Origin of the sequence: Gordonia terrae, assembly GCF_051789125.1 — a bacterium.
Taxonomy (GTDB): domain Bacteria; phylum Actinomycetota; class Actinomycetes; order Mycobacteriales; family Mycobacteriaceae; genus Gordonia; species Gordonia terrae_A.
In genome coordinates, this window is the sequence record NZ_CP196526.1 from 1,717,720 (window position 1) to 1,739,217 (window position 21,498).

Genomic DNA, 21,498 nt, shown 5'->3' on the forward strand with positions numbered 1-21,498 from the left:
TGTCGTGGGGCTTGCACCGGCTTACGCCGGCTCACGTGGCTACCGGGCGGGTTCGAGATTCGCGAAGTGTTTGAGGGTGTCGGCCTCGATGGTCTTGTACACCGTCGACGACGCGGGACCGGACAGTGCGGTCACCGCGCGCGACGCGGTCGGCAGCTCCAGTGCGAAGGTCCACTTGAGCCGGCACCCCACGTCGGCCGGCGTGATCTCGGTGGCCTCACCGAAACGCCGGATGCCGGGCACGTTGGCCCGGACAACGCGGAAACCGTTGCGGTAGATGCCTTCTTCCGGGTTCTCGGTCCAGTCGAAGAAGTCTTCTTCGAGCGTCACGTACCCGGGGCCGAGCACGGCCTTGCGCGCGGTGCCCGGTCCGTAGGGTGCGGGTGAGATGAACTCGATCTTCTTGATCGCGCGACACCAGTCCAGGGTGTTCTGCCGGGTGAACTCCGCCCACGCGCGCTGCGGCGAGACCGGCAGGCGGACGTCGATGACGTGACGGATCGGCGCGTCGTCGAAGAAGTCGATGTCGAAGGTTTCCAGCGTGTGGGAACGTGCCATGGGTCACATTGAAGCACGGGTCTCGAATCGGTGCTTCGGGCGTCTCGCGGGTTCACTCGGCCGTGCTCTGACCGATGAACCTCATTTCGACTCCTGGACTTCGATCGAAGTCCATCGGTCGAAACGAGGTTCAGAGGTCACGGCACGGTTGGCGTCGTTTCTCGCGCGAGGGATCCGCAGGCGGGGTTGATCCGTCCAAGTGTCATGGCGACCTTTCCGACCGACCGATACGGGCTCATCCGACGCAGCGCGACCCTGCGACTGGGGATCAACGACGATCGGATCGCTGCCGCCGTACGGCGCGGCGAACTGATCCGACTCGCCCCGGGAGTGTGCGCGTCCGCGGTTGACGAGTCCTCACTCGAGGACCCCGGAGACCGGATCTACCGACTCAAGTCCATCGCGGTGGCCACGTCGGCTCGGGACCGCGAGGCGTCGGTCCTGAGCCACTACTCGGCTGCGGCCGTGCACGCGCTCCCGCTGTTGCACCCCGAACGCGAGGTCGTGCATCTCACCAAGCTGGCTGATGTAGGCGGGTTTGGGCACGGGTTGAGGATCGTCCACGCCGGGCCAGTGGCGTCAGTCGATCTGGTCGACATCGATGGGGTCATGGTCACGAGCCTCGAGCGGACCGCGGTGGACGTGGCGATGGGCGGTGACTTCGCCCAGGCGTTGGTCGTCTTCGACCATGCGCTTGTCGCGGGCGCCGACAGATCCGTGATGACGCAGCTTCTCGACTCGCGCCCCCGTTGGCGGGGTGCGGGGATCGCCCGACGGGCGCTGTCGCTTGCAGACGCCGCATCGGGGAGTGTGGGGGAATCGTGGAGTCGGGCCCAGATCATCGAAGCGGGTTTCCCGGTGCCTCGCCTGCAGCACACCTTTCAGACCGCAGACGGTGTGGCAAGGACCGACTTCGACTGGGACGCAGTACTTGTCGGAGAGTTCGACGGCCTGCAGAAATACGGACGACTGTTGCGTCCGGGAGAAGCGCCCCGCGATGCTCTGATCCGTGAGAAGCGTCGGGAGGACGCGCTCCGCGCGCAGGGCGTCATGGTGATCCGGTGGACGTGGGGCACGCTCGAACGGGGCGAGTTGGCGGACCTGCTCCGGCCGTGGATCGACAGGCTCACCGCCGCCTGACCGCCCGACCTCAACTCGACCGGCAGACTTCGATCGACGTCTGCCGGTCGAGTTGACGTCTGCCGGTCGCGGCACCACAGACCCCGAAGAGCACGAAACCCGGGACGCGGTGGGCGTCCCGGGTTGCGGTCGAGAGTGGGTCAGCCGTGGTAGGGCTCTGCGCTGACGAGGGTCACCTTGATGGTGGCGCCGCTGGGCACGGAGTACTCGCGGGTCTCGCCGACCTTGGCGTCGATGAGCGCGGCGCCGAGCGGGGAGCTGGGGGAGTAGGTCTCCATGCCGCCCTGGCCGCTCTCCTCACGGGTCGCGATGAGGAACGTCTCGGTGTCCTTCTCGTCGCCGTCGTAGTAGACGGTCACGACGGAGCCCGGAAGGGCGACACCGGACTGGGTGGGGGCTTCGCCGACCTTCGCGTTGTTCAGGAGTTCCTGCAGCTGGCGGATACGCGCTTCCTGCTGGCCCTGCTCTTCGCGGGCGGCGTGGTAGCCACCGTTCTCCTTGAGGTCGCCCTCTTCGCGACGCTCGTTGATCTCGGCGGCAATGACCGGACGGTTGGCGATCAATGAGTCGAGTTCGCTCTTGAGGCGGTCGTGCGACTCTTGGGTCAGCCAGGTCACCTGGGTGTCGGTCATCGGTCACTCCTTTGTGTTGTCCGCGCCCCCGGCGACCGTTTACACCAGGGGGCATATGGACTGCTAAAAATGCAGCAACACGACCCCTCGCGGAGCCGTGTATCCGTTCAGGGTACCAGGTGGTGAGACCTATGGCACATCGGTTGCGCTGCCGGCTGCCGACCCGAGAGCCTGCTGATAGGTGGGTTCCGCTCGTTTCAGCCATCCCACAACGAAATACGTCAGCGGCATGATGACGATTTCGACGAGCGTCTTCCAGATGAACCCGACGATCGTGTAGTTCACGAAGTCGCCCCAGGTGGAGATGCCCAGAGCGGTGGCCGCGATGGAGCAGAACACTATGGTGTCGGCGAATTCGCCGACAATCGTCGATCCCAGCAGCCGGGCCCACAGGTGGCGTTCGCCGGCGCGTTCCTTCATTTTGACCAGGACGAAGGAATTGAGGAATTCGCCGACGACATATCCGGCCAGACCGGCGAGCAGGAATTGTGGGACAACACCGGCGACCGTCTCGAAAGCCTGCTGCCCCTCATAGAATTCGGCGACCGGGAGATGAATGGTCAGCCAGAAACACAGAGACGCGAGGATCAGCACCGCGAACCCGGCGAAGATGGTCCGGCGCATCGCCCGGAATCCATAGACCTCACTGATGACATCGCCGAGTACGTAGGCGAGTGGGAACAGGAAGAAGGCGCCGTCGGTGACCAGGCCGTCCATGTGGATGGGTCCGAGGTCGACCTGCAACCAGTCGCTGAACAGGATGACACCCTTGGTGCCGGTGATGTTGCTGATCAGCATCACACCGACGAACAGGGCGACCAGGATGGGGAAGTAGCGGCTGCCGATGGAGGCGAACGCGGCGCGCGGGGCCTGCGCGTCGCCGGGCGTGGGCGCGGTCACCGGGCCGACGGCTGCAGGTAGGCCGGAACGTCGGTGGTGCAGCCGAACACCTCACCGATCACCGGCGGCTTCGACGTCGTGACCTCGGTACGGAAACCGATCCGCTCCGCTGAATCGGCGGGGATGAGGATCTCGCGACGTCCGGTCTCGCCACCGTCACGGGAACGCCCGCGGACGACACACGCGGCGGTCTTGCTCGGGTCGGAACGTTCGACGGTGAACTGCACCGCCACGGTCGAGTCGTCGATGATCTCGTAACCGGTCACCTCGCCGGTGACGTCGGCCGTGGAGAACTTCGAGTAGCCGATCGCGGCGAGTGCGACACCGGCCCCCACGACCAGCACCGACAGCGCGACGAACCAACGTCGACGACTCTGCGCGGTCTCCGACCTCTCGGGATAGGTGGCGCGCGGACCACTGCGAGGCCGCCCCGTGTCACCGGTCGAGCGCGGGGTGTCGTCGGCGTCTGCGGCGCCCCCGTCCGAACTGTTCACGCGTCAATACCTACCATGGGACCAGTAACGATCCGAAGGTGAGGAACTGTGATCGAATCCCACGCCGGCGACCCGAAGTCGGGGGCGTTCCGGCTGATGGCGGTGCATGCGCACCCGGACGACGAGTCGAGCAAGGGTGCGGCCACGACCGCGAAATATGCGGCCGAGGGCAACGAAGTGCTCATCGTCACACTGACCGGCGGTGAGCGCGGCGACATCCTGAATCCGGCGATGGACCGTCCGGGCATCAAAGAACGCATGTCCGAGGTGCGTCGCGAGGAGATGGCCGCGGCCGCCGCGGCACTCGGGGTGCAGCAGACGTGGCTGGGCTTCGTCGACTCCGGACTCCCCGAAGGCGATCCGTTGCCGCCGCTGCCCGAGGGGTCGTTCGCCACGGTGCCGCTCGAGGAGGCCACCGAGGCGCTGGTGCGTGTGGTCCGCGAGTTCCGCCCGCACGTCATCATCACCTACGACGAGCACGGCGGGTATCCGCATCCGGACCACATCCGCTGCCACGAGGTGTCGGTGGCCGCGTACGAGCAGTCCGGCGACCCGGAGGCCTTCCCCGACGCGGGTGAACCGTGGACCGTCTCGAAGCTGTACTACACGCACGGTTTCATCCGGGACCGGATGGTGTTGTTCTCCGACGAGTTCGCCCGCCACGGGCAGGAGAGCCCGTTCGCCGAGTGGTTGAGCAACTGGGACCCGAGCCGCGGTGACCTGATGGGCCGCGTCACGACGCAGGTCGAGTGCTCCAAGTACTTCCCGCAGCGGGACGACGCGCTTCGTGCGCATGCGACGCAGATCGATCCGAACGGCGTCTTCTTCGCGGTGCCACAGGAGTGGCAGCAACGGCTCTGGCCGACCGAGGAGTTCGAGCTGGCGAGGACCCGGGTCAAGACCGCGCTCCCCGAGACCGATCTGTTCGCCGGAATCGAGGCGTGATGACCACCCCCACCGTCGTCGACACCATGATGTTCCTCGCCGCCGAGGAACCCCAGGGACCCGAGTTCGGCAAGGCGTCGCCCCTCGGGCTGCTGGTCATCCTGCTGCTCCTCGTCGGTACCGCGTTCCTCATCTGGTCGATGAGCCGGCAGCTCAAGAAGCTGCCTGCGTCGTTCGACACCGAGCACCCCGAGGCCGACCAGGCCTTCGACGAGGGCACCGACATCCCCGGTCCCGTCGACCCGGCCCCCGGCACCCCGGACGCCGCGAAATCGGCCGGGACCGGCGAGCGACGTCCTGCGGACACCTGACGGGTCCCACGTCGGCGGGCTCGTGCTAGTGTGGTCGCCGTGATCAGCACCGTGCGCGCGTATTGGCGCTTTATCGAGGCTCCGGGTGGGGCCGAGATGAAGCGTTGATCTGACGCGCGCACGTACACCCGGAGCCCGAGCAGCGACCACAACGGTCGCTGCTCTTGTCATTTGAGCGGGGCTCCGACCACACCCAGGGCATGCCTCGTTTCCGACAGGGCATGACCTCGAAAGGCACACACCGTGACCACACTCCCGGACCTCCCGACCCGAGCAGACGACTCCACCGAGTCGACCTCCGATCGCCGGATCAGGGCGTTCCGTTCGATCCCGTCTCCCGACACCGTGCGCAGCGAGCTGCCGCTGACCGCACGCCGTGCCGTCGCGGTCCAGCGTGATCGCGACGAGATCGCCGACATCCTCGCCGGCCGCGACGACCGGCTGCTGGTGATCGTCGGCCCGTGCTCGGTGCACGATCCGATCGCCGCCATCGACTACGCCCGCCGTCTGGCGCCGCTGGCCGACGCCTACGCCGAGCGCCTCAAGATCGTGATGCGCGTGTACTTCGAGAAGCCGCGTACCACCGTCGGGTGGAAGGGGCTCATCAACGACCCCGGGATGGACAACACCTTCGACGTCGAACGCGGACTGCGGACCGCCCGGTCATTGCTGCTCGACATCATCGACCTCGGATTGCCGGTCGGCTGTGAGTTCCTCGAGCCGACGAGCCCGCAGTACATCGCCGACGCGGTCGCCTGGGGTGCCATCGGCGCCCGCACGACCGAATCGCAGGTCCACCGGCAGCTCGCGTCCGGACTGTCCATGCCGATCGGGTTCAAGAACGGCACCGACGGCAACGTCCAGGTCGCGATCGACGGTGTGAATGCCGCTGCCGCCGAACATGTCTTCTTCGGCGTGGACGACTTCGGCAACGGTGCGGTGGTGGAGACAGCGGGCAACGAGGACTGCCACATCATCCTTCGTGGTGGCACCCGGGGCCCGAACTTCGATGCGGAGTCGGTGGCCGCGGCGACCGAGGCCCTGTCGAAGGCAGGTCTGCCCGCACGCGTCATGATCGACTGCTCGCACGCCAATTCCGGTAAGGACCACATCCGCCAGGCGGAGGTTGCGACCGAGATCGCCGCTCGACTCCGCGCCGCGCGAGAGGCGGGCGAACCGTCGACGATCAGTGGCGTCATGCTGGAGAGCTTCCTCGAGCCGGGCGCACAGTCGACCGAGGCCACGCCGCTGGTGTACGGAAAGTCGGTCACCGACAAGTGCATGGGCTGGGAGGCCAGTGCACAGGTCCTCGCGGCACTCGCGCGCGGCTGACCTCAGACGACGTCGACCTCGGCGGTGGCGTCCGGGATCGTGATCAGGGCGCGGCGGTGCAGCGATCCGCGAGGCGACTGCACCGCCGGGGCCACCCGGAACTCCGCCTCCCATCGATCTGGGTGGATCCGGTTGAGGAGGTAGCCGCGCTGCGAGTTGCCGAATCGGACATGCGGCGATGCGGCCTTCAACCGGCGGTCGCCCTCGTCGCTGTCCTCGCCGTCGCCGCCGGAGGTCACCGACGTTGCCGCCAGTTCCACTCCGCGGGTGGGAGATTCGTCGGTGTAGCGCGTCCGCAGGTCGGCCACGACGCTGCGATGGATGTCCCCCGCAAGCGAAACCAGATTGCGGACGCCGCGCCCGGCGGCGCCGTCGAGCACCCGACGCCGGGAGTCCTCGTATCCGCTCCAGCCGTCCATGCTGACCGCACGAGTCGGTCCCGCCGACCGCGCCAGATCGGCCATCGGCACCTGCTGGGCCATCACGTCCCACCGGTGGCGGGACGTGGCGAGGCCGTCGAGGAGCCAGCGTTCCTGCGCCTGGCCGAGGATCGTCCGTGACGGATCGGCGGTTCGTGCGTTCTGACCAGTGTCGTTGTCGCCGTTGACCTGATCGCTTCGGTGACTGCGCGTGTCGAGCAGGTTGATCTCGGCGAGATCGCCGAATGCCAGACGACGCTGCGCCCGGACCACCGTTCCGTCCGGTCGTGCGGCCGTCCGCACCGGCGTGTTCTCCCACCAGGCGCGGAGCGCGTGCGCGCGTCGGACGGCGAACGCGGCCCGAGACGTGTCGTCCTCGGGAACGTCTGCGGCCCAGTTGTTGTCGACTTCGTGATCGTCGAACGCGATCACGAAGGGGGCCACCGCGTGCGCGAGCTGGAGGTCGGGATCGGACTTGTAGAGGGCGTACCGTTCCCGGTAGTCATCGAGGTCGGTGGCTTCGCGGGTGGCCGAGATCGGTAGGGACGCACCGCGTCTCGCGCCACCGTGCTTCGGTATGGGCTTCTCGTAGATGTAGTCGCCGAGATGGAGCACCAGATCGGGTGCGTGTGCGGCCATGTCGGCGAACGCGTGATAGTAACCGTCCGCCCAGTTCTGGCACGATGCGACCGCGACGGACAGCGCCGGCACGTGCGAGCCCGGGGCCGGGGCGGTGCGGGTCCGGCCGATCGCGGAGACCTCACCCTGTGCGCGGAACCGGTAGAAGTAGTCGGTACCGGGCGCCAGGCCACGTACGTCGACGTGAACGCTGTGCCCCCATTCCGGTGTCGCGTGGGCGACGCCACGGCGCAGGACGCGGGCCATGGTCTCGTCGGGGCCGATCTCCCACTCGACCGGGACCGCCACCGCCCCCATGCCGCCGGCGGGCGCCAAGGGGTTGCGGGACAACCGGGTCCACAGGACCACCCCGTCGGGAAGCGGATCCCCGGATGCGACGCCGAGGGTGAAGACACCCGCGGACGCATCCGAGGCAGGGGCGGACGGCCTGGCTCCGTCGAGAAGCCCGGGGGTGAACGCGAGACCGCCGACGAGTGCCGACCAGGTGAGGAATCGACGTCGGGAGGTGCCTGCGCGGAGGGTGAGGTCGGGGTCGCAACGGAGAGAGGCCGGAAGTCCACCGGCCGGGGGTCCCGGCATGACCTCACCCGACCAGTGGCAGCTGACCTCGACTCCACCTCCGGGCTGCGGGCACGTGATGTGTGCGTGAAGACTCGGCATCACCTCACGTGCCCACCCAGGTCGCCTGCCGGGCGGACCTCGGGATCCAGCAGGTCAACCGGCCGTGTCTGCCGCCCGGTGGCGCGTCCGGAAGCCGAGCCCGGCGTCGATGACCAGGAATGCCAGCAGGCTGACGCCGAGCAGCGGCACGAACCAGCCCACGACCAGCGCGATCGCCCCTACCGCGACGACCGCCGGCGCCGGAAGCCGCCGCAGTGACCCGCGGACGGGAGGGCGGCCCACCGCCCGGCGACCCGATCGTCGCGGCCGCCGCTGCCACCACATCTGGTAGCCCCGGACGATCAGCACCAACAGGGCCACCGCCAACAGCAGCAGCGCGACCTGGTTGACCCAACCGAAGAGGATGCCCATGTGCAGCGCGATGCCCCAGGTACTGAGCTTCGCCGCGAGAGGCCAGTCCGCGAACCGGGATTCGTCGACGACCCGGCCGGTCGCCCCGTCCACGGCGACCGAATCCTGGGTGAACTGCCACGTCTGCCGCGTCTGGGCCACGGTGAAGGCGGTGTCGACGGTGGCGGGAATCGACACCTCGACGCTGCCGTCCACGCCGGCATCCCGAGCAGTGCCGATCACCCGGTCGAGTTGCGCCACGGCCACGCCGGACGAGGTCGGGGCGTCCGTCTCGTGGGCGCCGGGATGCCCGGCCGCACTGTGGTCCCCGTGGCCGCCATGATCTCCGTGGCCGCCATGGTCCCCGTGGCCGGCGGGCTCCGATGGCGATCCCGTCAACGCGGTGTCGACCGCGGGGGTCGTCCAGTTCAGTGCGGTCCGCAGGTCGGACACGTTGTCGCCCGCGAACTTCGACCAGGTGAGCCCGGTGGCGGACAGGAACACCAGCCCGAGGGCGATCCAGACCCCGATGACGCCGTGGCGGTTGCGTGTGCGCGTGCGTCCGGTGGCGGTCCGGTCGAAGGTCGCGAGTTCGGCGATGCGCCGCTTTGTGCGCGCACGATGTGCCGAGATCCACAGCGCCAGGCCGCCGAGAGCGATCACCCACAGCCAGGACGCCGCGAGTTCGCTGTAGACGCGGCCCGGCTCGCCGAGATGGAGGTTGCGGTGCGCGACGCTCAGCCAGGTGCGCAGCGGCAGCGATGCGCTGCTTCCGTACGACGCCAGTTCGCCTCTCGATTCGAGCGTGACCGGGTCGATGAACACTGCCAGACGCTGCGACTCTCCGAGGGTCGGGTCGTCGAACAGCACGCGGGTGGTGTCGCCCGCCCGGATGGCCGGCCGGACGGCCGACACCGTGAGGTCGGGTCGCAGACGCGTTGCGGCGCCGACCTGTTCGGCGAGAGGACGGGTGTCGCCGGCGCTGTCGGTGTGCAGTTGGTCACGGTAGACGAGCTGTTCGAGCGAGGGGGCGATGGCGTACAGGCCGCCGGTCACCGCGGCGACGACGAGGAAGGGTGCGACGAGGACGCCGGCGTAGAAGTGCAGGCGCCGCAGGAGCGGTTGCCAGCTGTGCGGCGACGTCGGCGGGTCGGTGGTGGGTGGGGGCCCGGTGGTGTCACCGGGGCGGGACAGGTTCGGCAGGGTCACGTGTGAGGGCCTCTCATGGCAAAGGCGGCACGCGGCGCGTCCGTCAGATAGATCGGACGGCATACGCGCACCGGCCGGCCCGTTGCGAAGACGGGTCGGCGAGGAAAAGAGATGTCAGCGCGAGAGGATCGGGGGGCCGCGGTTGTCGAGCGCGCCGATGGCACGCAGGCCTGGCCGGGCGTCGGCGTCGCAGACCGCGGGAACGTGTGGCCACGAGTCGTCGGAGAGCGGATCGAGCACCACGTGCAGCAGCGCGACGACTGCGGTGAGAATGCTCAGCAGGGCGGGTTCGACGACGCGGATCGCGACCGCGGTGACCACGGTCGCGACCGTGTGTACGAGCAGCATCGACTGACTCGGTGAGTGCGCGCCGATGTCGTGGTGGGCCGATGAGACGTCCAGGGCACTGAGCGAGAAGTGCGCGAGTCCCTGCCCGGCGGTGAGCGTCACGAGACTGCAGACCAAGCCGGGAGTGCGCCGCGACATCGAGGCGACCGTCCAACCGAACACCGCGCACGCCGCGGTCATGAGCAGGAGTGACGCGGGCGCCGGGAGAGCCCCGGCCGCCAAGCCGTGAGCGGTCACCGCGGTACTCGCCGACAGCGCGCCGACGACGCCACCGCGGAGGCGGTGGACGGCGCGCTGGTCCGGGGTCACGCCATGGAGCATAGCCACGCCGGCATCGGCCCGATCGGCCGCCTGACCTGCCTGAGCCGTCGGGCGGTACGCCTAGCCGAGGAGAAGCAACCAGGCTGCGATGTAGTGGAGCAGTGCGGCGATGGCGGTGCAGACGTGGAACACCTCGTGGTGACCGAAGGTGGCGGGCCACGGGTCGGGCCAGCGCACTGCGTACAGGACGCCGCCGACGCTGTAGAAGACGCCGCCGAGCGCGAGCAGGACCATCACCGCGACACCGGTCTGGGTGACCAGTGCCGGGGCGACGGCGATGATCACCCAGCCGAGGACGATGTAGAGGGTGACACCGAGCCATCGCGGCGCACCGGGCCAGGCGATCTTCAGCGTCGCACCGGCGATCGCGCCGCACCACACGATGCCGAGCACCCACCAGCTGGTCGGCGAGGGAAGCCCCAGGGCGCAGAACGGGGTGTAACTGCCGGCGATGAACACGAAGATCATCGCGTGATCGGCGCGCTTCATCCGTAACCGGGCGCGCGTCGTCTGCCATGGGATCCGGTGATAGGCGGCGCTGACGGAGAAGAGGCCGACGACGGTGAGTGCGTAGATCGCACAGGTGATCACGGCCACCGCGCCTGCGGTGAGGGCCGCGCCGACGACCAGCGCGAGACCGGCGACGGCGGCCACATACGCCGAGTAGTGATGGATGACGCCGCGGAGGCGAGGGCGGTCGTCCACCGGGAGATTCAGCGACGTGTTCACGCAACCTACGGTACCGTAACTTCGTCTTCGACCCTCGGGATCGTTGCGCTGCGTCGGAGTCGGTTGGCTCGCATCGTGGCGCGTAAGGTGTCGGACGTGACACGAGGCCGCGAACACGCTGACGCCGGGTCGGGGCGTCGATGAAATTGTTGCCGGACCGGTTGCGTCGACCCGTTCTGTCCGTCTACGAGCGCAGACTCATCCAGCTGCTCGACCCCGAGCGCCTGCCGCGGCACGTGGCGATCATCTGTGACGGCAATCGCCGATGGGCACGTGAGGCCGGTTTCGACGACGTCAGTCACGGCCATCGGGTGGGCGCGCAACGCATCGCGGACATGCTGGGCTGGTGTGCCGGACTCGGCATCGAGGCCGTCACGATCTATCTGCTGTCCACGGAGAATCTCAACCGCGCATCCGACGAGCTCGACGCGCTGCTGGAGATCGTGCCCGACATCGTCGACGAGATCTCCTCGCCCGCTGGGGGCTGGCGGATCCGGATCGTCGGCACGCTCGACTCACTGCCCGATCCCGTCGCCCAGCGACTCCGCGCCGCATCGGAGCGCACCTCGGACCGGGACGGTATGAACGTGAACGTCGCCGTCGGGTACGGCGGGCGACAGGAGATCGTCGACGCCGTCCGGGCGTTGCTCGACGAGAAGCTCGCGCAGGGAGCCACTCCCGCCGAGATGATCGACGCGGTGACCGTCGAGGCGATCGACGGCAACCTCTACACCAAGGGGCAGCCCGACCCGGATCTCGTGATCCGGACCTCGGGGGAGCAACGCCTGTCCGGATTCCTGTTGTGGCAGAGCGCCTATTCGGAGATCTGGTTCACCGACGCGTACTGGCCTGAGTTCCGTCGTGTCGATTTCCTCCGCGCACTGCGTGATTACTCCGCCCGGAGCCGGCGCTTCGGCAAATGACCGGGCGCCGGGGCCTCATCGTCGAAGAACCTCGGCGAGCACGTCGGCAAGCGCGGTGAGGTCGGCGGGAAAGCTCGACGCGGCGGGCGTCCCGAAACCGACGGCCACACCGCCGCGCGGCAGCGGTTCGGCATCGGGATGCCGGAACAGCGATTGGCCGACGACCGCGATACCCCGTTCGTAGGCGCGGTGGACGAGCGCGCCCTCCACGGCGTGCTCGACCGGTATCAAGGCGTGTAATCCGGCGGCGATGCCGGGGAGTTCGAGGCCGATCCCGGAGATGGCGTCGACGATGTCGTCGCGGCGCTGCCGGTAGACCTGCCGGCTGCGCCTGATGTGCCGATCGTAGGCGCCCGAGGTGATCATGTCAGCGAGCACGAGCTGGTCGATGATGCCGGCATCGGGTTCACGGATTCCTTTCGCGCTCAACACCTTTCCGACGAGCTCGGGAGGCATTGCCAGCCATCCGGCGCGGACCGCGGGCGAGAGGCTCTTGCTCATCGATCCCGCGTGGATCACCACATCGGGACCCAGTGCCTGCAAGGCGCCGACGGGCTCACGGTCGTAACGGAACTCGCCGTCGTAGTCGTCCTCGACGATGATCGCACCGGTGCGCCGCGCCCAGTCGACGACCTGCATCCGCCGGGCCGGTGACAGGGCGACGCCGGTCGGGAACTGGTGGCTCGGCGTCAGCAGCACCGCGGATGCACCGGTGCGCTCCAGGTCGTCGATCACCATTCCGGCGTCGTCGACCGCAACCGGCACCACCCGGGTGCCGCCTCGCTCCAGCGCCTGACGATGAAAGGGGAGACCATGGCTCTCGACCGCCACGACAGCTCCGAACACGCTGCGGGACAGCAATTCCAGGGCGGCCATCACCGAGGTCCCGAGGACGATGTGCTCGGCGGCCGTGCGTACCCCGCGCGTGCGGCTCAGGTACGTGGTCAGGGCATGGCGCAGTTCGGGACGTCCCTGTGGATGTGCAGGGGAGAAGGTGTCGTCCGGTGTCTCGGTGAGGACGCGCCGGGTGGCGCGGACCCAGTCGGCACGGGGGAACATACCGGCGCAGGGCTGTCCGAGGGAGAAGTCGTGGCGGATGGTGTGGGGGAGTGCGGTCGCTCGGATACCGGGCGAGCGCGGCCCGCGGGCGGCGCCCTCGGCGACACGGGTCGCCGATCCCTGCCTCGCGATCAGCCAGCCCTCGGCGATCAGTTCCTGGTAGACGGTCGACACGGTGCCCCGTGCGAGCCCCAGATCCGCGGCGAGCGAACGGTACGGCGGTAGGGCGGTGCCCGGGGGCAGGCGACCGTCGAGGATGGCCGCGCGCAGAGCCTCGGTCAGCGCCCGGCGCCGGGTCGCACCGCGTCCGCGGGCGCTCACCCCGGGGTCCGGTTGCAGGTCCAGGAAGAGATCGGCGCCGAGACGCTGGGCGACCTCGTCCCAGGGGTCTGTCGATGCCGACCCGGGAGGCGACATCTCGGCTGCGGAATTGACCCGCTTTTCTGTCATCGAATTGGACCACTTTCTTGCGCTAATCCCGTTCTAGCCTAGAGGCAGTACGCCAGTGATGTCCGTCGGAGGAGGAACGTGATGAAGGTCGTGATCGTGGGCGCGAGCGGTGCCCTGGGGAGCAGGCTCGCCGAGCTGCTCGTCGCGCGAGGGGACGAGGTGGTCCGCGCGAGCCGCGCGACAGGAGTCGATGCCCATGCCGGAACAGGTCTCGCCGAGGCCTTCGCCGGGGCCGACGCCGTCGTCGACTCGCTCAGTCTGCAGACGCTGAAGGCCGACGAGGCCATCGACTTCTTCGGCACGACGGCGACCAACATCGCCGAAGCCGCCGCACAGGCCGGCGTCGCCCACGTGATCGTCGTGTCGATCGTGAACGCCGCCGATCCCGCGGTGAACGCGAAATTCGGTTACTACCAGGGCAAAGCCGCGCAGGAGGCCGCCTATCGCAAGGTCCTCGACCCGGACGTCCTGACGGTCTTCGCCTCGGTCCAGTGGTTCGAGCTCGCCGAACAGATGATGGGGTCGATGAGGTTCGGCCCCGTCGCCGCCGTGCCGAGGATGCGGTGCGCCCCGGCGGCCGTGTCAGATGTGGCGGACGCGCTCGCCGATGTCGTGTCCGCGGGCCCGCAGGGCAAGGGGACGGTGGAGCTGGCCGGCCCCGAGGCGATGGACCTGGTCGATGTGGCCAGAGCCCTTGCCGCACAGACCGGTTCTCCGCGCTGGGTGGTGGGTTTGCCGGTCGGCGGACGGGCCATCCGCCGCGGGGGACTCATCCCCGCTGCCCCCGATGTGGTCACGACGACGACACTCGGCGGGTGGCTTGCCGGCCGCGAAGGCACCCGGGTGGGTGAGAACCGATGACCGGCGGAACGCGTCCCGACACGAGGATGTGGATGCCGCAAGACAATCCGGCTGTCTACAAGGCGCTGGTCGCATTGCAGCGAGCGTCGTCGTCCGGTGTCGACCCGGAGCTCGCCGAACTCATCGTGATCCGCGCGTCGCAACTGAACGGATGTGCCTACTGTCTGCACATGCACACCTCCGATGCCCTGGCCAAGGAGATCGATCCGCACAAACTCATGCTCATCGCCGCGTGGCGCGAGGCCGGTTCGGTGTTCACCGCGGTCGAACGTGCTGTGCTCGCCCTCACCGAATCCGTCACGATGATCGGCGAAGGCGGTGTCCCGCAACAGGTCTTCGATTCGGTGCGTGAGCATTTCGACGCCGTCGAGACGGGACAGCTCGTCGCGTCGATCGTGATGATCAACGCCTGGAACCGGATCGCCCTCGCGGGCGCCTATCCGGCCGGGCTCGACGAGCGGCGTGCGGCGATCAGAGCTTCCGCAGGCGCACCCGGTTGATGGAGTGGTCGTAGTCCTTGCGTAGTACCAGTGACGCCCGCGGCCGGGTGGGCAGGATGTTCTCCATCAGGTTCGGGCGGTTGATGGAGGTCCACAGATCTCGTGCCGCGGCCGTCGCCTGGTCGTCGGTGAGGGAGGCGTAGGCGTGAAAGTGGGAGTCGGGGTTGGCGAATGACGTGGTCCGCATCTGCAAGAAACGCGAGATGTACCACTCCTCGATGTCGTCGATCTTGGCGTCGACGTAGATGGAGAAGTCGAACAGATCCGACACCATCAGCGTCGGTCCGGTCTGGAGCACGTTGAGGCCCTCGAGGATGAGGATGTCGGGCTGCCGGACGTAGTGGTACACGTTGGGCACGATGTCGTAGGCCAGATGTGAATACACCGGCGCCGCGACCTCCCGGGCGCCCGATTTGACCTCCGTGACGAAACGCAACAGCGCGCGCCGGTCATATGATTCCGGAAATCCCTTGCGGTGCAGGATGCCCCGGCGTTGCATCTCGTCGGTCCGCAACAGGAAGCCGTCGGTGGTGACCAGGTCGACCTTGGGATGCGACTCCCACCGTGCCAGCAGCGCCGCCAGCACGCGGGCGGTGGTCGACTTCCCGACTGCGACACTGCCCGCGATGCCGATCACGAACGGCACCTGCCGATTGGTCTGACGCTCACCGAGGAACGTCGAGGTCGCCGCGAACAAGCGTTGTCGCGCAGCCACTTGCAGATGGATGAGACGCGACAGCGGCAGGTAGACGTCGGCCACCTCATCAAGGTCGATCTGCTCACCGAGGCCGACCAGCTCGGCCAGTTCGTCCTCGGTGAGGACCAGCGGCATCGATTCGCGCAACTCGCGCCACTGCCTCCGGTCGAGTTCGAGGTAGAGACTCGGATCCCGATCGGTGGCGTTGCGGGCCATCAGGGCAGCTCCGCCGATGTCGATACCACCGCTCCCGGAGTGATCATGCGTACAGCTTAGGGCGACGTGTGAGGGCGGCACTCGGTAGCCTGCCGATATGTCATCGGTGCCCTCCCCGGATGCTGCCCCGTCCGTTCCGTCCCCGATCGAACCCGGCGCCGCCCGTGCCGGTGACCCGCAGGTCATCGAGTATCTGCGCCTGGGACTGGCGTTCGACCGTCTCGAACGAGGCTTCGTCGACGCCTACACCGGCGATCCGTCCCTGCGAGCCGAGGTGGAGAACGCGCCCGCCCCCGACCCCGCGCGGCTCGCCGAGCGTGCCAGAACGCTGCTCACCGAACTCCCCGGGACCCTGGATGCCGCGCGTGCGGAGTTCATCGGCTCCCATCTGCGGGCGCTCGAGTGCTCCGCGCGCAAGTTCGCCGGTGACGACATCGGATTCGTCGACGAGGTGCGCGCCTACTTCGACGTCGACATCACCACCGCCGATCCCGGGCGTTACCGACAGGCGCACGCCGAACTCGCCGACGCCCTCGGCCTGCCCGACGCGACGGCGGACGGACTGCGCGACGCCTACGCCGCGCATCGCCGCTCCGACGAGATCCCGCCGGAGCGCGTCGACGACTGTGTCCGTGCCTTCAGCGGCGCCCTGCGCGAGCGCGTCAGGCAGGCATACCCGTTGCCCGACAACGAGATCGTCGAGTTCGAGGTCGTCACGGACAAGCCGTGGTCGGGCTTCAACTACTACCTCGGCAACTACCGCTCGCGCGTCGCCATCAACGCCGACCTCACCCAGTACATGTCATCGTTGCCGTCCCTGATCGCCCACGAGGCCTACCCGGGCCACCACACCGAGCACTGCCGCAAAGAGCAGCTGCTCGTCGGAGCGGGACACGACGAGCAGTCGATCTTCCTCGTCAACACACCCCAGTGCCTCATGGCGGAGGGTCTCGCCGACCACGCTCTCGACGCGATCATCGGCAAGGACTGGGGCACCTGGGCCCAGGAAGTCTACGCCGACCTCGGACTCCGCTTCGACGCCGAGCGTGCCATGCGGATCGGTCGCGCCACCGGCGGGCTGCTCACCGTTCGTCAGGACGCCGCCCTGATGCTGCACGACCAGCACGCCGACGCCGATGCCGTCGCCGCGTTCCTCCAGCGATGGCTGCTCGCCCCCCGTGAGCGAGCCACCCAGATGCTGCGATTCCTCACCTCTCCGCTCTGGCGCGCGTACATCAGCACCTACGTCGAGGGTTACCAACTCCTCGACCGTTGGCTCGATGCGGCCGACGACCGTGCTGCCGCCTTCGGGCGCCTGCTCGACGAGCCGCTCATCCCGGCGAGCCTGCGTCGCGAACTCGGTGCCTAGAATCAGAGCCATGACCGCGAACTCGTCATCCGTGAACTCGATGTCCCTGGCTGAGGTCGACCCCGACGTCGCCGCCGCCATGAACGGCGAACTCAGCCGCCAGCGGGACACCCTCGAGATGATCGCCTCGGAGAACTTCGTGCCGCGCGCCGTGCTGCAGGCGCAGGGCAGCGTGCTCACCAACAAGTACGCCGAGGGATACCCGGGTCGCCGCTACTACGGAGGTTGCGAGTACGTCGACGTCGTCGAGGACATCGCCCGCAACCGTGCGAAGGAACTCTTCGGTGCCGACTTCGCGAACGTGCAGCCGCATTCGGGTGCACAGGCCAACGCCGCCGTGTTGCAGGCGCTGATGGAGCCGGGCGAGACCATGCTCGGCCTCGACCTCGCCCACGGCGGTCACCTCACCCACGGGATGCGCCTCAACTTCTCCGGCAAGCTCTACGAGAACGCCTTCTACGGCGTGAGCAAAGAGGACTTCCGCATCGACATGGACGAGGTGCGCAAGATCGCCCTCGATGTCAAGCCGAAGGTCATCGTGGCCGGCTGGTCGGCCTACCCGCGCACCCTCGACTTCGAGGCGTTCCGGTCCATCGCCGATGAGGTCGGTGCGCACCTCTGGGTGGACATGGCTCACTTCGCCGGTCTGGTCGCGGCCGGCGTGCACCCGTCGCCCGTCCCGCACGCCGACGTGGTGTCGTCCACCGTGCACAAGACCCTCGGCGGTCCGCGCTCGGGGATCATCCTCGCCAAGCAGGAATGGGCCAAGAAGCTGAATTCGGCGGTCTTCCCCGGGCAGCAGGGCGGACCGCTCATGCACGCCATCGCGGGCAAGGCCGTCGCACTGAAGATCGCAGGCACCGAGGAGTTCGCCGAGCGCCAGCGGCGCACCCTGTCCGGTGCCCGGGCGCTCGCCGAGCGACTCACGGGAGCCGACGTCGCCAAGGCCGGTGTGTCGGTGCTGACCGGTGGCACCGACGTCCACCTCGTCCTCGTCGACCTGCGCGACAGCGCGCTCGACGGCCAGCAGGCCGAGGACCTGCTCCACCAGGTCGGTATCACGGTCAACCGCAACGCGGTGCCCTTCGACCCGCGTCCGCCCATGGTCACCTCCGGTCTGCGTATCGGTACCCCCGCGCTGGCCACGCGCGGCTTCGGCGACGAGCAGTTCACCGAGGTGGCCGACATCATCGCGACCGCGCTGGCCGCCGGCGACTCCGCCGACGTCACCGCCCTGCGCGGACGTGTGTCCAAGCTCGCCCTCGACTTCCCGCTCTATGACGGGCTCGAGGAGTGGGGACTGATGAGCCGGATCTGACCTGGATTGCCCGCGTCGGCGCGGCGTCCGTATCCTTGCAGCGATGAACGCCCTCACTGAAGACGACCTGATCATCGCGCTCGAGAAGGCTCTTCCCGAGATCGCGGAAGACCACCAGGCGGCCGCCACTCCGTGGAACCCGCACGACTGGGTGCCGTGGGATGACGGACGCAACTTCGCCTTCCTCGGCGGTGACGACTTCGACCCGTCACAGGCGACGCTGTCCGACGAGGCGCGTGCCGGTTTGCTGGCGCTGCTGCTGACCAAGGACAACCTGCCGTCGTATCACCGGGTGCTCGCCAAGCACTTCCCGGCGTTCTCCGACTGGCGGCAGCTCGTGGGTGTGTGGACCGCCGAGGACAACCGGCATGCGATCGTGCTGCGCGACTACCTGGTCGTGCGGCGGGCGATCGATCCCGTGGACGCGGAGGAGCGTCGTCGCATCCACGTCACGCAGGGCTACCGGCAGACCCCCGAGCAGGTCGAGCCGCTCAGCCCGCTGGACGTGCTGGCGCTGATGGCGGTGCACGAGAACCAGTGTGTGCACTTCATCGCGACGTTGAAGGCCGTCGCGAACGACGAGGTCCTCGAGGAGATCCTCACCAAGATCGCTGCGGACGACCAGCAGCAGGCCGTGACCTTCGGCGCCTTCCTCAACGCCGGTCTCGTCGCCGATCAGGACGCCACCGTCCTCGCGATCGACCGGGCGCTTGCCATCGACGAGCCCATCGGCCACGACATCGACGACTTCGAGGCCGAGCGGGCACTCATCGCCCACTACGAGAACGCCGAGACCAAGACGGCGATCGCCGCCGCCCTCGCCGACGCCGTCAAGCTCGAGTCCGTCGCCGGGCTCTCCGACGAGGCCGAGGCCGCGCGCCGGCGGATCCTCGAGCGCGCGCGAGGCTGAGACACCTGCGCTCACCGTAGCGGCGCACGTGCGGTGACACAGAGACGAACAGGGCGCCACCGGGACGACAAAATCCCTGGTGGCGCCCTGTTGCGTCTCCGTCTCCGACAATACGTCGGTTTACCTACAATTCACGCCGACACACCCGATTCCGGAGCGCCGCCACCGGATTTCGCGCGTACGTTGACGAGTGACGGACCGCGGGGAAGCGGTTCGTCCGGGAGGTTCAGTTCGTGGCTTGTAGAAGCAACACGAGGGGACCGGCCCCGGTCCTCGTCCACCTCGGTTGACGCCGAGGGCATCGGACAACTTGGACCGGCCGGTCGACCAACACTGGTTTGTGCGGGTGCCGCACGAACGTAGGAGCTCCACGTGACCACACGCACCTACGTCCTCGATACCTCCGTGCTGCTGTCCGATCCCTGGGCGGTCATGCGATTCGCCGAACACCACGTCGTCCTCCCGCTCGTGGTCATCAGCGAACTCGAGGGCAAACGTCACCACCACGAACTCGGCTGGTTCGCGCGTGAGGCGTTGCGCATGCTCGACGACATGCGCCTGGAACACGGCCGACTGGACCTGCCCCTGGAGATCGGGGAGGACGGCGGCACCCTGCAGGTGGAGCTCAATCACACCGATCCCGCCGTACTGCCCGCCGGTTTCCGTACCGACAGCAACGACTCGCGCATCCTGGCGTGCGCCCTCAACCTGCGCGCCGAGGGCAAGAACGTCACGCTGGTGTCCAAGGACACCCCGCTGCGGGTCAAGGCCGGCGCCGTCGGCCTCGACGCGGACGAGTACCACGCACAGGACGTGGTGGTGTCCGGATGGTCGGGCATGACCCAGCTCGACGTCGAGACCACGGCGATCGACACCCTGTTCTCCGACGGTGTGGTCGACATCGACGAAGCCCGGGAATTGCCGTGCCACACCGGTATACGGATGCTCGGCACGTCCTCGAGTGCGCTCGGACGGGTCAACGCCGACAAGCGGGTACAGCTCGTCCGCGGCGACCGTGAGGCATTCGGCCTGCACGGACGCTCGGCCGAGCAGCGGGTGGCGCTGGATCTGCTCCTCGACGACAGTGTCGGAATCGTCTCCCTCGGCGGCAAGGCCGGTACCGGCAAGTCGGCGCTGGCGTTGTGCGCGGGCCTGGAAGCCGTCCTCGAGCGGCGTACCCAGCGCAAGGTCGTGGTGTTCCGCCCGTTGTACGCCGTGGGCGGTCAGCAACTGGGTTACCTGCCCGGCAGCGAGTCCGACAAGATGGGGCCGTGGGCGCAGGCGGTGTTCGACACCCTCGAGGGCCTGGCGTCGCCGGAGGTCATCGACGAGGTGCTCAGTCGCGGCATGCTGGAGGTGTTGCCGTTGACCCACATTCGGGGGCGGTCGTTGCACGACTCTTTCGTGATCGTCGACGAGGCGCAGTCGCTGGAACGCAACGTCCTGCTGACCGTTCTGTCCCGCCTGGGTTCGGGTTCGCGCGTGGTGCTGACGCACGACGTGGCGCAGCGCGACAACCTCCGGGTCGGCCGACACGACGGCGTTGCCGCGGTCATCGAGAAGCTCAAAGGTCACCCGCTGTTCGCGCACATCACGCTCACCCGGAGTGAGCGATCGCCGATCGCCGCGCTGGTGACGGAAATGCTGGAGGAATTCGCTCCGTAGCCACTTTCTGTTCGGGAAACGGATTCATCGTTCACCTGGGCTGGACCGGTAATACAGACAACGCGAAGGCCGCGTCGACTCACCGAGGGGAGGGAGTCGGCGCGGCCTTCGACGTCAGTCCATCGCGATGATCAGCCCATCAACGGCCGGTCACCTGACAATGATCGCCGAAATCAGGTGGTCGGCGGCTCGATCGGGCTGAAATCGCGGAGTGAATTGAGAAGATCGACGATGGCGGTGAGCAGTTCAACGTTTTCCAGAGACGTCATTTTTCTCCTTTGATCGAATGGCTGTCCGGATAACGATCGCCGTGGCTTGGCGCCGTCGTAAGCGAGGGTAATGATGCGATAACAATCGCGCAAATGAATCGTCGTGAATGCTTTTCGTATATAGGCCGACAATGGTCCACTAATCGGCTGGCCTGCGGTTCGAATCACCTCAATGCGTCGGTTTCCCATCGAAAAGCGTTCTGCGACCACGCGAGAAGGCGACGAGATGTCGACATCCGATCAGAATCGCACCGTGACCATGACGTGACTCAT

Annotated in this window: 22 protein-coding genes; 11 read left to right on the plus strand and 11 right to left on the minus strand. The window is 67.9% G+C overall.

The features are described from left to right. Positions 1–39: 39 nt before the first annotated feature. On the minus strand, positions 40–558 hold the full coding sequence (locus ACSUZC_RS07800; RefSeq protein WP_439032277.1) for an SRPBCC family protein: 519 nt from the start codon (positions 556–558) through the stop codon (positions 40–42). 204 nt (positions 559–762) lie between these two features. Here ACSUZC_RS07800 and ACSUZC_RS07805 point away from each other — a divergent pair, with 204 nt between their 5' ends. Further along, positions 763–1,698, plus strand: a complete 936-nt coding sequence (locus ACSUZC_RS07805) for a hypothetical protein (protein WP_439032278.1) — start codon at positions 763–765, stop codon at positions 1,696–1,698. Positions 1,699–1,838: 140 nt separating this feature from the next. Here ACSUZC_RS07805 and greA read toward each other — a convergent pair whose 3' ends face one another. From greA to ACSUZC_RS07820, 3 genes are all read right to left on the minus strand, one after another. Next, positions 1,839–2,330 carry a transcription elongation factor GreA gene (greA, locus tag ACSUZC_RS07810; protein WP_238422042.1) on the minus strand — a complete coding sequence of 164 codons (492 nt, stop codon included), beginning with the start codon at positions 2,328–2,330 and terminating at the stop codon, positions 1,839–1,841. Positions 2,331–2,459: 129 nt separating this feature from the next. After that, on the minus strand, positions 2,460–3,230 hold the full coding sequence (locus ACSUZC_RS07815) for a queuosine precursor transporter (RefSeq protein WP_439032279.1): 771 nt from the start codon (positions 3,228–3,230) through the stop codon (positions 2,460–2,462). Further along, positions 3,227–3,724: a DUF4307 domain-containing protein gene (locus ACSUZC_RS07820; protein WP_439032280.1), complete on the minus strand. Its 498-nt coding sequence runs from the start codon at positions 3,722–3,724 to the stop codon at positions 3,227–3,229. The genes ACSUZC_RS07815 and ACSUZC_RS07820 overlap by 4 nt, the downstream gene beginning before the upstream one ends. 48 nt (positions 3,725–3,772) lie before the next feature. On the opposite strand from ACSUZC_RS07820, the gene mca reads away from it, so the two are divergent. The 3 genes from mca to ACSUZC_RS07835 all read left to right on the plus strand — a co-directional run bounded on the left by mca (position 3,773) and on the right by ACSUZC_RS07835 (position 6,312). Next, the gene (gene mca, locus ACSUZC_RS07825) at positions 3,773–4,669 is read left to right on the plus strand and encodes a mycothiol conjugate amidase Mca (protein ID WP_439032281.1); all 897 of its coding nucleotides are present in this window, start codon (positions 3,773–3,775) and stop codon (positions 4,667–4,669) included. After that, complete coding sequence (locus ACSUZC_RS07830; RefSeq protein ID WP_439032282.1) at positions 4,669–4,980, plus strand: hypothetical protein; 312 nt, start codon at positions 4,669–4,671, stop codon at positions 4,978–4,980. The genes mca and ACSUZC_RS07830 overlap by 1 nt, the downstream gene beginning before the upstream one ends. Before the next feature lie 243 nt (positions 4,981–5,223). Beyond that, a complete protein-coding gene (locus ACSUZC_RS07835; RefSeq protein WP_439032283.1) occupies positions 5,224–6,312 on the plus strand; it encodes a 3-deoxy-7-phosphoheptulonate synthase in 1,089 nt (362 codons plus the stop codon). A gap of 2 nt (positions 6,313–6,314) precedes the next feature. Here ACSUZC_RS07835 and ACSUZC_RS07840 read toward each other — a convergent pair whose 3' ends face one another. The 4 genes from ACSUZC_RS07840 to trhA all read right to left on the minus strand — a co-directional run bounded on the left by ACSUZC_RS07840 (position 6,315) and on the right by trhA (position 10,988). Next, positions 6,315–7,949, minus strand: coding sequence for an alkaline phosphatase D family protein (locus tag ACSUZC_RS07840; RefSeq protein WP_439032284.1), 1,635 nt, complete (start codon positions 7,947–7,949; stop codon positions 6,315–6,317). Positions 7,950–8,084: 135 nt separating this feature from the next. Beyond that, positions 8,085–9,590: a PepSY-associated TM helix domain-containing protein gene (locus ACSUZC_RS07845; RefSeq protein WP_439032285.1), complete on the minus strand. Its 1,506-nt coding sequence runs from the start codon at positions 9,588–9,590 to the stop codon at positions 8,085–8,087. Positions 9,591–9,704: 114 nt separating this feature from the next. Next, a complete protein-coding gene (locus ACSUZC_RS07850) occupies positions 9,705–10,247 on the minus strand; it encodes a hypothetical protein (RefSeq protein ID WP_439032286.1) in 543 nt (180 codons plus the stop codon). A gap of 72 nt (positions 10,248–10,319) precedes the next feature. Next, the gene (gene trhA, locus ACSUZC_RS07855) at positions 10,320–10,988 is read right to left on the minus strand and encodes a PAQR family membrane homeostasis protein TrhA (RefSeq protein WP_439032287.1); all 669 of its coding nucleotides are present in this window, start codon (positions 10,986–10,988) and stop codon (positions 10,320–10,322) included. 140 nt (positions 10,989–11,128) lie between these two features. On the opposite strand from trhA, the gene ACSUZC_RS07860 reads away from it, so the two are divergent. Next, complete coding sequence (locus ACSUZC_RS07860) at positions 11,129–11,911, plus strand: isoprenyl transferase (RefSeq protein WP_439032288.1); 783 nt, start codon at positions 11,129–11,131, stop codon at positions 11,909–11,911. Positions 11,912–11,926: 15 nt separating this feature from the next. Here the strand turns inward: ACSUZC_RS07860 and ACSUZC_RS07865 are convergent, their stop codons facing one another. Continuing rightward, entirely contained in the window at positions 11,927–13,420 is a 1,494-nt protein-coding gene (locus ACSUZC_RS07865; RefSeq protein ID WP_439032289.1) for a PLP-dependent aminotransferase family protein, read from the minus strand. Between the two features lie 81 nt (positions 13,421–13,501). Between ACSUZC_RS07865 and ACSUZC_RS07870 the strand changes: the two genes are divergently transcribed. Both ACSUZC_RS07870 and ACSUZC_RS07875 read left to right on the plus strand, forming a co-directional pair. Beyond that, a complete protein-coding gene (locus ACSUZC_RS07870; protein WP_439032290.1) occupies positions 13,502–14,281 on the plus strand; it encodes an SDR family oxidoreductase in 780 nt (259 codons plus the stop codon). 26 nt (positions 14,282–14,307) lie between these two features. Further along, on the plus strand, positions 14,308–14,781 hold the full coding sequence (locus tag ACSUZC_RS07875; RefSeq protein ID WP_439033034.1) for a carboxymuconolactone decarboxylase family protein: 474 nt from the start codon (positions 14,308–14,310) through the stop codon (positions 14,779–14,781). On the opposite strand, the gene coaA is transcribed toward ACSUZC_RS07875, so the two are convergent. Next, positions 14,753–15,694 (minus strand): type I pantothenate kinase, encoded by a 942-nt coding sequence (gene coaA, locus ACSUZC_RS07880; protein WP_439032291.1) that lies wholly within the window; start codon positions 15,692–15,694, stop codon positions 14,753–14,755. The genes ACSUZC_RS07875 and coaA overlap by 29 nt on opposite strands. A 97-nt stretch (positions 15,695–15,791) precedes the next feature. Between coaA and ACSUZC_RS07885 the strand changes: the two genes are divergently transcribed. From ACSUZC_RS07885 to ACSUZC_RS07900, 4 genes are all read left to right on the plus strand, one after another. Further along, positions 15,792–17,063: a DUF885 domain-containing protein gene (locus tag ACSUZC_RS07885; RefSeq protein WP_439032292.1), complete on the plus strand. Its 1,272-nt coding sequence runs from the start codon at positions 15,792–15,794 to the stop codon at positions 17,061–17,063. 10 nt (positions 17,064–17,073) lie between these two features. Beyond that, complete coding sequence (gene glyA / locus ACSUZC_RS07890) at positions 17,074–18,381, plus strand: serine hydroxymethyltransferase (RefSeq protein ID WP_439032293.1); 1,308 nt, start codon at positions 17,074–17,076, stop codon at positions 18,379–18,381. A 43-nt stretch (positions 18,382–18,424) separates the two neighbouring features. Beyond that, positions 18,425–19,291, plus strand: coding sequence for an acyl-ACP desaturase (locus ACSUZC_RS07895; RefSeq protein ID WP_439032294.1), 867 nt, complete (start codon positions 18,425–18,427; stop codon positions 19,289–19,291). Between the two features lie 372 nt (positions 19,292–19,663). Beyond that, positions 19,664–20,956, plus strand: a complete 1,293-nt coding sequence (locus ACSUZC_RS07900; protein WP_439032295.1) for a PhoH family protein — start codon at positions 19,664–19,666, stop codon at positions 20,954–20,956. A 173-nt stretch (positions 20,957–21,129) separates the two neighbouring features. Here ACSUZC_RS07900 and ACSUZC_RS07905 read toward each other — a convergent pair whose 3' ends face one another. Next, positions 21,130–21,435, minus strand: coding sequence for a hypothetical protein (locus ACSUZC_RS07905; protein WP_439032296.1), 306 nt, complete (start codon positions 21,433–21,435; stop codon positions 21,130–21,132). Positions 21,436–21,498 lie beyond the last annotated feature (63 nt).